Source organism: Luteibacter sp., from assembly GCF_051958795.1.
Taxonomy (GTDB): Bacteria; Pseudomonadota; Gammaproteobacteria; order Xanthomonadales; family Rhodanobacteraceae; genus Luteibacter.
This window is the reverse complement of record NZ_JBQCFT010000016.1, coordinates 1-14133: the sequence shown is the minus strand read 5'-3', so window position 1 is coordinate 14133 and position 14133 is coordinate 1. Positions and strand designations below refer to the sequence as shown.

The window sequence follows — 14133 nt, the reverse complement described above, 5'->3', positions numbered from 1 at the left end:
CGCCGGGCGCCAGAATAAGCCGCCTTCCGCCTGAGTGCGATCCATGCGCACCGTATTGATGTGCCACGCTGACGACGCCTTCGACCGCCAGGGCCTGGCGGCCTGGCTGGCGTCGTTCTCCGACCTTGCCGGCCTCGTCCTTATCGAGGAAACCGGCGAGCAAAAACGCGCCCGCATCCGTCGGGAATTCCAGCGCGTGGGGCCGTGGCGCTTCCTGGACGTGCTGGCCATGCGCTTCTACTACCGCTTCCGGCTCGCGGCAGCCGACCAGGCGTGGACCGAGGCCAGCCTGGCCGGACTCCGGGCCCGCTTCGGCGACGTGTCCGGCGTACCCGAACTCCGTGTATCCAGCGCGAACGCCCCGGAAGTGGCCGCATTCCTGAAAACCTGCGCCCCCGACGTGATGATCGCCCGCAGCAAGCAGCTCCTGGCGCGGAAGATCTACCGGATTCCGCGCCAGGGTTGCCTGGTCATGCACCCCGGCATCTGCCCGGAATACCGGAATGCCCACGGCTGCTTCTGGGCCATGGCCGAGCGCGATCTCGACCGCGTCGGCCTCACCCTGCTCCGCATCGATGCCGGCGTCGATACCGGGCCGGTCTATGGCTATTTCACCTACGCCTTCGACGAGGCGAACGAATCGCATGTGCGGGTGCAATACCGCATGGTCCTCGAGAACCTCGACCCGCTGGCCCAACGCATCCGCGACATCGCGGCCGGCACGGCTCGTCCGCTTGATGTAGAGGGACGGGAAAGCGGTGTGTGGGGGCAGCCATGGCTAAGCCGCTACCTGCGCTGGAAACGCGCGGCACTCGCAAAGCAACCCATCACGGCGGCAGCCGAATGAGCCTGGCCACGCTCATGTACCACGATGTCGTGGCGCCCGGCGGCTGGGACGACAGCGGCTTCCCCGGTAGCGCGGCGGCCCACTACAAGCTGGAAACGGCGAACTTCCTCGCGCACCTGGACGCCCTACGCGCTGCGGGAACCCGGTTCGCCGGACCGGATGCCGTGATCCAGGGCACGTACGATGGCTGCCTCCTGACCTACGACGACGGCGGCGCGAGTGCGCTCGCGGCGGGCAAGGCCATGCAGCAGCGCGGCATCCGCGGCTGCTTCTTCATCACCACCGCCCGCATCGGCACACCCGGCTTCGTCAGCGCGGATGACCTGCGCGCCCTGCGCCGGGATGGCCACCTGATCGGCAGCCATTCGCACACGCACCCGGCGAACATTGCCCAGCTCGATACGGAAGCGCTGTACGACGAATGGCGTCGAAGCGTGGATACCCTCGAGCAAGTGCTTGGCGAACCTGTGAAAGCCGCCTCCGTGCCTGGCGGTTTCATGTCGACCGCCGTATTGCGCGCTGCGGAGGCTGCGGGGATACGCACCCTGTTCACCTCGGAACCCACGACTAACGACCGTCGTAGCGGCACGTGCGCCGTGCTGGGCCGCTATGCCCTGCTCCGCGATTCGGCACCAGCGATTGCGGTCGCGCTAGCGAGTGGCGAAGGCAGCGCGCGCCTGAAGCAGTGGGCTGCCTGGAACGTCAAGAAGCCGTTGAAGCGCTGGGCCGGGCCGGTATACCGCCTCGCCCGCGCGCGCCTGCTGCACGACCGCATGCAGGCCTGACATTCGGTCGCGACCGCCTCGGGCAGGTCGCGACCACGTGGTTCACCGGGCGCCGATGCGGTTCGCCATGCGCGCCACCCAGCGATACATGAAGAACACGATCAGCGCGAAGACGATGCCGCCGATCCACTGTGCCTTCTCACCGAAATCCGCACCGACCAGCGCCAGGGGCGCCTGCAGGTTGCTGAAGCCGAGCTTGTCGGCGAAAGCCACGATCGCGGCGATCACCACGCCCACGATGCTCTCGCCCACGATCAGGCCCGAAGCCAGCAGCACGCCCAGCTGCTTGGTGCTCTCTGGCCGCGCGGCGCGATCGGCACGGCGGTCGAAGAACCAACCGACGACCGAGCCCACGACCACCATCAGGGTGCTCACGGTGGGCAGGTAGATGCCCAGGCCAACGGCCAGCGGCGGAATACGCGCGCTCTTGGTCGTGCGCGCCAGGATCTCGTCGATGGCGATGATGACCACGCCGATGGCAACGCCGATCTCGATCAGACTCCAGTCGATGTTGCCGGTGATCACGCCCTGGGCGAGTGCCGAAATCAGGCCGGCCTGCGGTGCCGGCAGTGCGTGCGCACCCGCGCCCGCCACGCCGACGAAGCCGTAAGCCTTGTTGATCAGGTCCAGCACCGGCGGAATGACCGCCGCGCCCGCGACGACGCCGACGACCAGTGCGACCTGCTGACGCCACGGCGTCGCGTCCACCAGCTGGCCGGTCTTGAGATCCTGCAGGTTGTTATTGGCGATGGCGGCGACGGTAAACACCACCGCCGTGATGAACAGCGCGAATGCGACCATCGCCTTGCCTTCCTCCACGCCGACATACGGCTTGACGAAGGCCACCAGCAGCAACGCCGCGGCGATGACCACGAGGATGCCCACGCCGGAGAGCGGGCTGTTGGACGAGCCGATCAGGCCAGCCATATAGCCGCACACGGTCGACACGAAGAAGCCCATCAACACGACGAAGGCCACGCCACCGATGGCCAGCACGCCGAGGTGGTCGCCCAGGCCGGCCGTGTTGGCGAAGTAACCCAGCAGCCAGGCGATCGGAACGAAGCAGGCCAGGGTCACCAGGCCGACGATACCGATCGGGATATCGCGCTCGGTGCGCGGCAGCGTGTGGGCATCGCCGGCCTTGCGCACCTTGTTGGCCGCCATGGCCGAGCTCAGGCCGGTGATCACCGGCTTCACCAGCTTGGCCAGCGTCCAGATCGCCGACACGCCGATCGCGCCCGCGCCGACGAAGCGCACCTTGTGGCTCCAGGTCGCATTGGCGAGGTCGGCCACCGGCTGCGACAGGTCGCCAAGCATGGAGAAGTGCGGCACGCCCCAGCCCCAGCCGATGATCGCGCCGACCAGCATGGCGATGCCCACCGAAATGCCCACCAGGTGGCCAATGGCGAACAGCGCGAAGGAAAGGCTGAAGTCGAAGCCGCTGACGCCGCCGCGGTCATTGACGCGGAAATAGCGGACGAAGTCGCTGGCGAACACCTGCGTGGCGACGACCACGGCAAACGCGGCCGACACGATCGAACCCCACAGCACGGCAAACAGGCCTGCCCGGCCCTCTTCGACGCTGCTGGCGTCGGCATCAGCGCCACTGCCCACCTTCAGCACTTCCGCGCAGGCGAGGCCTTCGGGATACGGCAGGTCCGAATTGGTGACCAGCGCACGGCGCAGCGGGATCGAATACATGACGCCCAGCACGCCACCCAGCGCGCACACGGCGAACGACGTCCAGAACGGGAAATCCGCCCACCAGCCGATCATGATCATGCCGGGCAGCACGAAGATGATCGAGGACAAGGTGCCCGCCGCCGAAGCGATGGTCTGCACCACGTTGTTTTCCTGGATGGTGGAATCCTTGAACCCGCGCAGCAGGGCCATGGAAATGACCGCCGCCGGGATCGAGGTGGCGAAGGTCAGGCCGGCCTTGAGGCCGAAGAACACGTTGGCGGCGGTGAACACCACGGTGATGATCACGCCCAGGATGAGGCCGCGGACGGTCAGCTCCTTGCGATTTTCGGTCTGAAGATTGCCGCTCACGAAAGGCTTCCGGTCATGTGATGATCCCCTGGGGTGCTCCCCGCCTCGGATGGCGGGCCAGGCCGTAGGGTTGCCGGATTCGGCGAGAATCGCAACGTGTCGATTTGTGCAGGGCTTGTTCGACGTCTGAATGTGGCACCTTCCGCCACCCTGGAGAGAACGCAATGAAGGCCAGCAATCGCCGTATCTTCCCCCACCGTGGCCGCGTCCTGGCCATGCTCTGGATCGCCTCCCTCCTGGGCGGTTCCATCGCCGCACCCGCCCATGCGCAGGGCGCCGACCACATGGCGCCCATCGACGCCTACCTGATGGACCGCAACGCGGAAATCGCCCTGGCCCGCAGCGCCGCGCCGGCGTCCATCGCGAAGGATGCCACCGTGCTGGTCCTCACCCGGACGGGCTACGAAACGGCGGTGAAAGGGACCAACGGCTTCGTCTGCTACGTGGGCCGGGGCTTTGGCGGGGCGCCCGACTGGCCGGAACGCTGGGAGCCCAAAATCCGTGCCGCGGCCTGCGATAACCCGCCGGCGGTGCCCACCATGACCGCCCTCCTCAAGCTGCGCACGGCGCTCACGCTCGCGGGCAAGACGGATGCGCAGGTCATGGATCGCATCAAGGCCGCCCTGAAGTCGAAGGAAATCCCGCCGCTGGGCGCCGGCGCCATGTGCTACATGATGTCGAAGGACGCGTACCTCTCCGCCCAGGGCGAACACAACAGGGCCCACGTCATGTTCTACGCACCCTTCAAGGACGGCACGAACTGGGGTGCGAATCTCCCGGGCTCACCGGTGATGGGCGGCAATTACTGGTACCTGCTGCCCGGCCACGAGGCCGACATTGCCAGCCTGCCGCCGATCTCGGTCTTTCTTGTCGCGACGGGGACGTATTCCGACGGCAGTGCTGCAGCGCCGCATGCGATGTAAGCGCGAAGGTCCGGGTTGCCCCTGGCTGGCCCGGACCTCTGCCTGATGCCACCCGTTACTTCGCCGGCTTCCGGAACCGGAGCATGAACCGGTCCGTCTTGCCCTTCACGGACGGATCGAACACCTTCAGCGAATGATCGTCGGCGGCATTCGCCAGCAACGACGATTCCTGGTCGAGGACGAAGCCGGCTTTCTCGACCTCCGCCTTGACCGTCGCGGGTTCGATGCGGTGCAGGTCCTCGGTGTTCTTCAGGCCCTGCCCTTTCGCCGCGGCGTGGTCGACGATCACGTAATAGCCACCGGGTTTCAGCAGTTTGAAGACCGCCTGGTTGAAGCCATCGACGCTCGCGCCCTTCATGAAGCTATCGTGGAAGTCGTGGTAGTTCTCGAAGGTCCAGATCACATCGAACTTGTTGAACATGTCCGGTGGCGGCTGCTGGGCCAGCGGATCCGAGATGGCCTGCACGTTGGCATAGCCTGGCTCGGCCGCCATGGCCTTGGCGATCGCCAGCGGGTCGCTCTTGAACTCGGTGATCTCGGCGGGGACATAGGCGTAGACCTTGCCCTTGGCGCCGACGATCGGCGAGAACAGCCGGCTCCAGTAACCGCCACCCGGCCAGACATCCATGACCGTGTCGCCGGCCTTCACCTTCGAGAACGCCAGGAGTTCCGCCGGGTGCCGGACGGCATCCTGCTCGGTGTCCTTGGCCGGACGATGTGAATCGGCGACCGCCGCCGCGATGGCGGGGCTGGCGGCGGGCGGTGGCGCTGCCAGGGAAGCCGCGGAGGAAAGGACAACCGCGGCGATGGCCACGGCGAGGACGGTGGACTTCATGGCTGCCTTCCCTAGGGCACCGGGCCCTGTGACATGCGGAAACCCGAGCCTAATCCGCCGGCGGCCCCGCCGCCATATGCCCCTTGTCCCGCTTAGTCGGTCACGCCAACGATCACCGAGGCGGCATCGAAGATCGCCAGTACCGGCATCCCTTCGGCGAGGCCAAGCGATTCAGCGCTCTCCTTCGTGATGATCGCGGCGATCGTGCCGCCACCATCGAGTGCCACGGTGATTTCGGAATTCACCGCGCCCGAATGCACCTGCGCGACCTTGCCCGGGAGCTGGTTCGATGCCGAGACCCGGCCTTCGCCAGGCACCCCGAGGATCACCCAGCTCGCCTTGATCAGCGCGACCACGGGACGCCCCGTCGCGAGCGCGAGCGCGTCGGTGCTTTCGCGGGTGACCGTGGCGATGATCCGCGCGCCACCCGTCGTTGCGATCGTGATGATGTCGTTGACCGCGCCTTTCTGGACTTGCTCGACGGTTCCGGCGAGCTGGTTGCGTGCACTGGTTCGCATGGTGAGGCGCCTCAACAGGTGGATGTCATCGGTGGCGTCGCCGCCGAGCGATGCGAGTTGCTCGACGAAGATCCGGTGGGCGGATTCGATGCTTTGGAACGATGCGATCAGGCGCTCGGCGCGAGCGGTCAGCGTCGCGCCGCCCCCGCCCTTGCCGCCCGTGGAACGCAGGACCAGCGGCTCGCCGGCGAGGTTGTTCATCGCCTCGACCGCATCCCAGGCGCCCTTGTAGCTCATGCCGACGGCCTTGGCGGCGGCGCTGATCGAGCCGGTCTGGCCGATCTGCACCAGCAGGGCGACGCGATCGGCGCCTCCCCAGCGCTTCGCGCCGTCCGATAACCACAGGGAACCTTCGTACTGGAGCATCGTTTCACCGGCCGATGGAGTGTGAACAGTCTAGCGGCCAGATGACGACATCAGAAGCGGTAGCTCACCTTCAGGGCCCCGGTCTTCGAATCGAAGTGGCTGGCGAATTCGCCGGTGTATTCCAGCCGCACATCCCATCGGTCTTCAAACCGCCAGTCCAGGCCGGCCGTCGTTTTCAACCGGCTTTGCGGCAGATCGCTCTTGACCTCGAACCACCCTGCCCCAGCGGCATCCTGCGCGAACTGCATGGAGGCGCCAAGGTTACCCTTGCTGTAGAACGAACCGCCCAAGCCGGCGTACAACTGAAGGGACGTGTCGTTATCGAACGCGAACTTGCTGCCTGCCTCAAGCATCGGCGACACACTGAGGATATTGCTACTCGAGCCGGCAACCCGCAGGTCCAGGCTCCCGGCACCACGCTCCGTGTAGCTCCCCGAGTCGATGTGGGTCGCGTGCAGATCGATGTAGGGCTTAAGGTACGCGTGGTCAAAGGCAATCTGGTCGCTCACTCGCGAGTGGATACCCCAGTGGCTCACGTCGAACGAGCCGCGCGCGGTTCCACCCAGGGCGCCCAGCTGGACGTTGCGGCGCGAGTCATACGACATCCTCCCGCCGTCCACTCCCATCGACACGAGCCATGAACCCATCTGGTGCTTGCCGATGAGGCCCGCCGTCCAGCCGTTGCCGTTGACGGAACTGTGGACGCTGCGAGTGGCCAGGCTGCTGTTGTCGGCCGATGCCGACGCCCCGACGAACCAGTCGGTTGCGACCTCGCGCTGGCCACCCAACTGGTACGTCTGTCCATTCTGGTGGTAGCCGACACTACTGCCACCGGAATCGCGATCGCCGCTGCCCGCGATTACCCGGCCCCAGAAGCAATCGTGCTCGTGCTGGAACTGCGCCCCATCGTCGAAGCGCGGGCAGCTGTTCATCCGCTCGACGAAGGCGTTGCCGGCCACTACATGTGCCACGGCGGCCGCCTGGGCGCCTTCGCTCTGCATCTGCGAAAGCGCGTTGCCATAGGAGGTCGGATCGACAGATGCCGCGTTGAGCGCTGCGAGCGCCGTGGCGGACGATGCGGACAACGTGTTGTTCTGGAAGTTGGTCTGCAGGCTCTGCGCCAGGGCCTGCTCGTTGGATGAGAGGCCAGCGACCTGCGCCTGCTGCACGAGCCGTGGCGTCGGCGCCACTTCCAGCGAGAGCATGGGGTCAAGCAACCAGGTGTAGTTGAACAGGTAGTTGGGTGTGTCGATGACGGTCAGCTGGCTGTTCGTCTTCAGGTCCATGACATTCCCGACAACGGGCATCGCCGCGTTGCTCAGGGTATCCGGCTTGACGAGGATGGTGCTCCCTGAAAGGTAAGCGGCCGTGGGAACGAGCGACGTTGCCTCGCGATTGAAGAAGTCGACCGCGACCTTGATCGTGCCGTTGTTGTGCAGGGTACCGTCGATCACGCTCGCCACCGGCGCATAGGCCGCGGCGCCATTCACGTCGATCACGCCGGTATTGTCGATGTCGCCGATCGAGCTGAAGTTCGAGGTACCCCAGTAGCCCGCATTTTCCATCGCACCGCCGCTGCCCAGGTCAAGGTTGCCCCGGATCTGACCCGAAGCACTATTCTGGACACCGGAATACGAATCCAGAGACGCGATGGCGTAGGTACCTGCGATAGACCCATTGGGATTGGAAACCCAGATCGAACCGGAGTTATAGACCAGTCCATCACCGTTGGTATTGCCGCCGCGAAGCATGATGGCCGGAGCGGTGGCGTTACCCTCGATGACGCCGCCCAGCTCATTCATGATCACGACTTGCGCCTTCTGGCTCTGCCCCTGCGAATCGACATAGATCGCGCTTGAGCCGCTCCCCGAAGCCTGGACGAGCCCGCTGTTAGTGATGTTGATCGTACCCGCGCTTCCGGCGCCTCCCACGTAGCCCATGTACGCCTGCCCGCCCGACATGGCCCACAGCCCACCGCCGCCGCCGGCGCTCTGCGCGAAGATGGCATGCGCATTGGCGCCCGAGGTCACGATGGAGCCGCTGTTCTGGATGGTGATGTTGCCACCTGTGCCGAAGCGGGTGTTGCCTGCATCGGCATAGAATGAATGATCGAACAAACCCGTGGTCGTGGTCGTCGCAAGGTCGCCGCCCAGGATGCCGCCACCGCCGATGGTCTGGGCGAGGATGCCGTAAGCACCGTCGCCCGTCGTGCTGATCGAGCCGGCAAGGGTGAGGGCGAGATCGCCGCCGTTACCCGCCATCACCGGCTTGTTGAACGGACCGACGCCCGCCGCGAGGCTGATCCCGGTGACCCAGCCGCCACCGCCGCCGATGCTTTGCGCGAGGACACCATGGGAATCACGCCCCGTCGTCGCCACGGTGGTGTTCGCGGAGGTACTGACCGTGACGCTGCCACCGCTTCCGCACGCGTCGCTGTAATAGCCTCCCGTCATCGCGCACAGGCTTAGTGGGGTATTGGTATTCCCGGACGCGTTGCTTCCCACCACCACGGTATTGAGGCTACCGGTCGGATCGGCGAGCGGATTGGTCACACCGGAGGAGGCGCCGTTCGTGTTCACCGCGCTGCCCGTGGTCTGCATGACCACCGCGTTGCCACCGGCACCGCCGATGCTCTGCGCCACGATACCAACCGCGTCGTTGCCCCAGGTATTGATCGTGGCGGCGGCGCCCGTCGAGGTGTTGTTGACCGTGATATTGCCGCCATCACCGGTCGAGCTGATCTGGCCGCCGAGGGTGATCTGGATCGGCTTGCTGCCGACGCCGTAGTTGCTCGCCGTGACGATGCTTTCGCCCCCGCCAGCGCCGACGCTTTGGGCGAAGATGCCGAAGCCGGCATCGCCACTCGTCCCGATGACGCCGTTATTGGTCACCGTCACGGCGCCGCCGTTACCAGTGTTGTCGGCGTTGCCGCCGATCTTGCTGACTACGCCCTGGGTGTTGCCCGAGGTGTCCTTCAGCTTGTCCACGGCGGTCGCGCCGGCCTGGCCACCACCAGCACCCACGCTCTGCGCAAGGATGCCCGGCGATGCGGCACCGAACACCTGGATGATGCCTGTGTTCGTCGCGGTGACCTGGCCGCCATCGCCCTTCGTCACCGGGCCGCCGTCGCTGCCACCACTGCTGCCGCCGCCGAGGAACAGCGCGACGCTGGTCGTCGCGCCCGTGGCATCGGAAGGCGTGGCAATGGGATGCGCCGCCGCATAGGCGAGGTAATCCCGCGCCCACAGTTCCAGTGTGGTGTCATCGGTGTTCCATGCACCCGCCTGCCAGGCAAGGGCCCCACCGTACGTCCCGAGCAGGCCCGCGAGCACGGAGCTCTGGCCCAGGTAGTCGGAAAGCTGCCCGGCGGAGCCTGGCAAGCCCGCCGTGCTTCCCGAGCCTCCCTTGCCGCCACCGCCGCCGACGGACTGGGCATAGATACCCGCCGCATCGCCACCAGCAGTCACGATGATGCCGCTGTTCGTCGCGTTCACAGCGCCACCATTGCCGGGGCTGCCGACGCTGCTCGATACCGTCACGGTCTGGCTTAGCTTCCCGCTCGATCCTTTCGCGGTGCCACCCGTGCCCAGGCCGCCGCCGTTGCCGATGCTCTGCGCGAAGATGCCGTTACCGCTATCGCCGATGGTAAGGATGCGACCCTCATTGCTCGCGGTGACCGTGCCGCCGTCGGAACCGTTACCGCCCTTGCCGCCTAGTGACATCGTGTAGCTGCCGCTCCCGTTGCCGGTCTTGCCAAGCGTGTAGGTATCGTCCTTGCCGGTGCCACCCGTGCCGCCGCCACCGCCGACGCTCGAGGCCAGGATGCCGTTCGCACTGTCGCCAGCAGTCCAGATCAGCGCGCCCGCAGAGTTATCCGCGGTCACGTTGCCGGCCGTGCCGCCGCCGGCGCCAGATCCACCGAGAGCCACGGTCACATCGATCGACGTGGCCTTGCCGATGAGCAGTGTGTCCGCACTGGAGTCACCGCCGTTGCCGCCGCCACCACTAACGCTCTGGGCAAGGATGCCGTGCGCCGCCGCGCCGCTCGTCATGATCAGTTGCTGGTTGTATGCGAAGACGTTGCCGCTGGCGGCACCATCGCCACCGTTGCCACCGATCGCCGCGTTGATCTCGATATTGGGGACATCGGGCGCGAGGAACTGCAACGCATCACTCTTCGTCATGCCGCCGTTGCCGCCACCCCCGGCCACGCTCTGTGCAAGCATGCCCCACGCATCACTGCCCGAGGTGAGGATCTGCCCGGCGTTGGTCGCATGGACGTCACCGGATGTGCCACCTTTGCCGCCTGTGCCGCCCACCGAAACGTTGACGTTCACCAGCGAGCTAGCCGACATGGCCGTCGCCGAACCACCATCGCCACCGCCGCCACCGACGGCCTGCGCGACGAGTCCCTTCGCGTGATTGCCGCCCGTCAAGGCGATGCCGCTGTTATACGCCGTGACCTGCGTGGTTCCTGGCGTGCCCGCGTCACCGCCGGTGCCACCAGCGCCACCTACCGCGTAGGTAAACACGCCGGCGTCGCTGTTCTGTGCCGAGCCGCCGGTTCCGCCGCCCCCGCCGATGCTTTGTGCCACCAGCGCGCTCGCATGCGTACCACCCGTGATGATGACCTGGCCGGGTTCAGCCGGCGAGCCGTCGACGCGCACCGGATAGCCGTTGTACAGCGTCACTACGCCACCGGAACCGCCCGTTTCGCCATTACCGCCGATGCTTACGCCAGCGAACACCGAGCCACCCTGCACGGAGCCACCCGCGCCGCCACCGCCACCGATGCTCTGGGCCGCTACGCCGATCGAGTCATCGCCGAACGTGCTCAGCACCGAGTTCGGCACCGTGCCGACGCGCTCCCACAGGCCCACATCAACTTCACCGCCATTGCCGCCCGCGCCGCCGCTGCCGCCATGCTGTGAGAACATGCCGCCGGCTGTCGATCCGTTGCCACCGGCGCCGCCAATGCTTTGAGCGAGGGCGCCCGCGGCCGCGTACCCCTTCGTCGCGATGTCGGTGCTGGATACCGCCACCTGCACGAGGCCACCATCGCCAGCCGCGCCGCCCGGGCCGGCCTTGCCGGCCGTGCCGTCACCCGTACCACCGTTTCCACCGACACCACCGGCGCTGAGCGCCTGGATGCCTGCCGCCATCAAGGCGGCCTGCGCGACATTGCCGTCCGCGTCGACTGGAATGACCGCGCCACTCGCGGCGGACGCCGCGCCCATGGCTGAAATATGCGATACCACCGTACTGTTGTATTCGCCGATGATCAGGTTGACGAACCCACCCTCGCCGCCCAGGCCCCCACGGCCGCCCTTGCCTTCGGCGGTGTAGGAGTTGGCGCCCGTGCCATCGCCGCCTTGCCCGCCCTGGCTCGCCGCGACAATCGCGGAGCCCTGCGAAAGCACGTCACCGGCGTAGAGGTAATAGGTGACGTTGCCGCCCGATCCGCCCGCCGAGCCGGCCGGTCCGGTCTGGTCAAAGGCGCCCTGGCGGATGTTCGTGGGCTGACCGCCCGCGCCACCGGTGGACGTGAGCCACACTGCCGTCGCGCCGGGCACGCTGCCGTTCCACCCGTTGCTGCTCAGCACCGAGCCGTATTGATTGAAGGTGACCGCCTGGCCGTTGCCGCCCGCACCCGGTTGACCGGGTGTCGCGTCTTCCTCGCTCAGTCCACCGGGCGCCCCGCCGGCGCCACCTGTGCTGTAGAGCCAGACCGCGGGTGCAGTGCCGGTGCTGTTGACGCCGCTACCAGCATCAAGCGTGAGCGTGACAGTGCTTGCCGCGCCGCCGGTGCCACCATTGCCACTCGTGTCAGTGCCATCGACGCCCGTGCCGCCGGCACCTCCCACCGCGCCGAGCTGGACCGACGGCGCGACCTGGCCGTTCGTCAGTTCGATATCGACCGCATCGGGCGTCACGCCCGTCCCGCTGCTCTGATCGGGCGCCGCGGCACCCGTCTGCACCTTATTGACTGCAGGAAGCGTTGGCGCGGGGAGGGTCGACTGCGCCGAAGCGGTGCCAGCGGCAAAGGCCGCCGCGACGAGGCAGAACGTCAGCGCTCGGGCCAGGGGGCGGCGCGGAGGAAGTACGATCGGGAGCGAGCGTGGGGCCATGACGCGACCTGCTGAGTGTGTGCGAGAGGCGCCATCCTGAGACGACGCGCTCCTGCACACTTCTCATATCGGTCGACGCTTTCCTGATTCGCCCGATCTCGTTCAACGAAAGTGGTGCACGAAACCGATACGGAATCCGCCAGGCAGCAGACTCAACACGAACGGCGAATCGCTGCGCTTCGCGCTCCAGATGCCAATGCCAACACCAAGGGCGGCACCGGCGAGTACGTCGGTCTGCCAGTGGCCGCGCACCTTCACTCGTGCCACGGCGTCGTACGCAGGGAGCAGCGCGAGTGCGTAGACGGCGGGATGCTCCTCGCCATAGTTGACGATGAAGGGGGTGACGGCTGCGGAGATCAGCGTCACCTCGCCGCTAGGAAAGCTCTTGTTTCCGCTCCCCTTGAACCAGCGGTTGGGATCGTCGGTATCGGACGGTCTCTCGCGGCGGAAAGTAAGCTTCAGGCCGGCTGCCGCCACGCTGCCGATAATCGTCGAATCGACCGAGCGCCAGAACGTATCGCCGAGCTTGTCGTTATCGCCGAAGGCAAGCGCGCCGCCTGCCACGGTCAGTATTGTGCCGTACTGCAGGATGTGCTGGTTCGAGAGCTTCCAGATGCCGCTGTTCTGTTTGTGCACTCTGTGATCGATGCCGAGAGGTCCGCCACCCGCGTAGGCCTGCAGCGGACACAGCAGCGCCATAGCCAGCGCACCACCCATTATTAAACGTCGCATACGGCCTCCCCACCGCCCGCGATCATGGCGGGCAGCCTTCGCGGCGATTAAACGCCCACCACCTTAGTGCAAGCTGATGGGCGCCCGTCGTGAGCAGAGGCTAAGGTTCCTAACCGCCCAGGGCCGGATCGGACACCGAATCCCGGCCGGTTTCGACGTGGCCGGCGAACCGCCGGGAGAAGAGTTCGTCCGTGTCGCAGGTGGCCGTCAGGTCATACCAGTGATCGCAGCCGCCGATGTCGAAATGGCTTTCGACGCGCTGCCCGGGCAGCAGCCAGTAGCGGCGCGGCGGCGTGCGCAGGTAGTCGTTGGCTTCAATGGTGATCGCGCAGGGGCGGCCGCCACCGTTGCTCAGCACGAGGTGCAGTTCGCCGGAGCGGCGCCCCTGCGTCATGGAGACCTCGGGCAAGGCGATCCGTCGGCGGTCGGCACCCGCGTCGGGCTGCTTGCCGCTGAACTGGCGCAGGAAGCCATTCGGCCCGATCACGGTCAGGTCATAGGCATCGCCACTATTCGAGCTGGTCCAGTAGTCCGAGAGTGACTTCCCGGCCTCGACGGTATACGTCCAAGGGCCATCACCACGCAGGGTCGAATTCACATTGAAGCAGGCGCCCATGCCCCCGGAATTGTTGAAGTTCAGGACGTAGCGGCCGTGTTCCTGGTCGACCTTGCCGCTCACCTCGAGCGCATAGGCGAGCGCGCGCGCCGGCCGCTGGCCACGCTCCTGGCGGGGCAGCTTTTGCTGCGTGGGCGGCGTCGGATGAAGGTCCGAATGGTCGCCACGATCCGGCTCGTACGAGCCCGTCGCCGGCAGGCGCGGCATGCGGCCATCGTGCCCGTCGAAGTCGAAAGCGCGGGTCAGGTCGCCGCACACGGCGCGACGCCACGCCGAGATGTTCGGCTCGTGCACGCCAAAGCGCTGTTCCAGGAAGCGCAGGATCGAGGTG

Annotated in this window: 9 protein-coding genes; 3 read left to right on the top strand and 6 right to left on the bottom strand. The window is 66.6% G+C overall.

What is annotated here, in order from left to right; translation table 11 throughout:
* The first annotated feature begins 43 nt into the window (after positions 1-43).
* Positions 44-847 carry a formyltransferase family protein gene (locus ACTHLF_RS01155; protein WP_440324104.1) on the top strand — a complete coding sequence of 268 codons (804 nt, stop codon included), beginning with the start codon at positions 44-46 and terminating at the stop codon, positions 845-847.
* Positions 844-1632 (top strand): polysaccharide deacetylase family protein, encoded by a 789-nt coding sequence (locus ACTHLF_RS01150; protein ID WP_440324103.1) that lies wholly within the window; start codon positions 844-846, stop codon positions 1630-1632. Before ACTHLF_RS01155 ends, ACTHLF_RS01150 begins: the two co-directional genes overlap by 4 nt.
* 42 nt (positions 1633-1674) lie before the next feature.
* Here the strand turns inward: ACTHLF_RS01150 and ACTHLF_RS01145 are convergent, their stop codons facing one another.
* Positions 1675-3684: an OPT family oligopeptide transporter gene (locus ACTHLF_RS01145; RefSeq protein WP_440324101.1), complete on the bottom strand. Its 2010-nt coding sequence runs from the start codon at positions 3682-3684 to the stop codon at positions 1675-1677.
* 164 nt (positions 3685-3848) lie between these two features.
* Between ACTHLF_RS01145 and ACTHLF_RS01140 the strand changes: the two genes are divergently transcribed.
* Complete coding sequence (locus ACTHLF_RS01140; protein ID WP_440324099.1) at positions 3849-4607, top strand: hypothetical protein; 759 nt, start codon at positions 3849-3851, stop codon at positions 4605-4607.
* Positions 4608-4662: 55 nt separating this feature from the next.
* On the opposite strand, the gene ACTHLF_RS01135 is transcribed toward ACTHLF_RS01140, so the two are convergent.
* The 5 genes from ACTHLF_RS01135 to ACTHLF_RS01115 form a co-directional block, all read right to left on the bottom strand.
* Complete coding sequence (locus tag ACTHLF_RS01135; protein WP_440324097.1) at positions 4663-5442, bottom strand: class I SAM-dependent methyltransferase; 780 nt, start codon at positions 5440-5442, stop codon at positions 4663-4665.
* 92 nt (positions 5443-5534) lie between these two features.
* Positions 5535-6326 (bottom strand): TOBE domain-containing protein, encoded by a 792-nt coding sequence (locus ACTHLF_RS01130; protein ID WP_440324095.1) that lies wholly within the window; start codon positions 6324-6326, stop codon positions 5535-5537.
* 50 nt (positions 6327-6376) lie between these two features.
* Entirely contained in the window at positions 6377-12454 is a 6078-nt protein-coding gene (locus ACTHLF_RS01125) for a hypothetical protein (RefSeq protein ID WP_440324093.1), read from the bottom strand.
* A gap of 102 nt (positions 12455-12556) precedes the next feature.
* Positions 12557-13186, bottom strand: coding sequence for a phosphatase PAP2 family protein (locus tag ACTHLF_RS01120; protein ID WP_440324091.1), 630 nt, complete (start codon positions 13184-13186; stop codon positions 12557-12559).
* A 109-nt stretch (positions 13187-13295) separates the two neighbouring features.
* Positions 13296-14133 (bottom strand): phospholipase domain-containing protein (locus ACTHLF_RS01115; protein WP_440324089.1); only part of this gene is annotated, 838 nt, incomplete at its 5' end.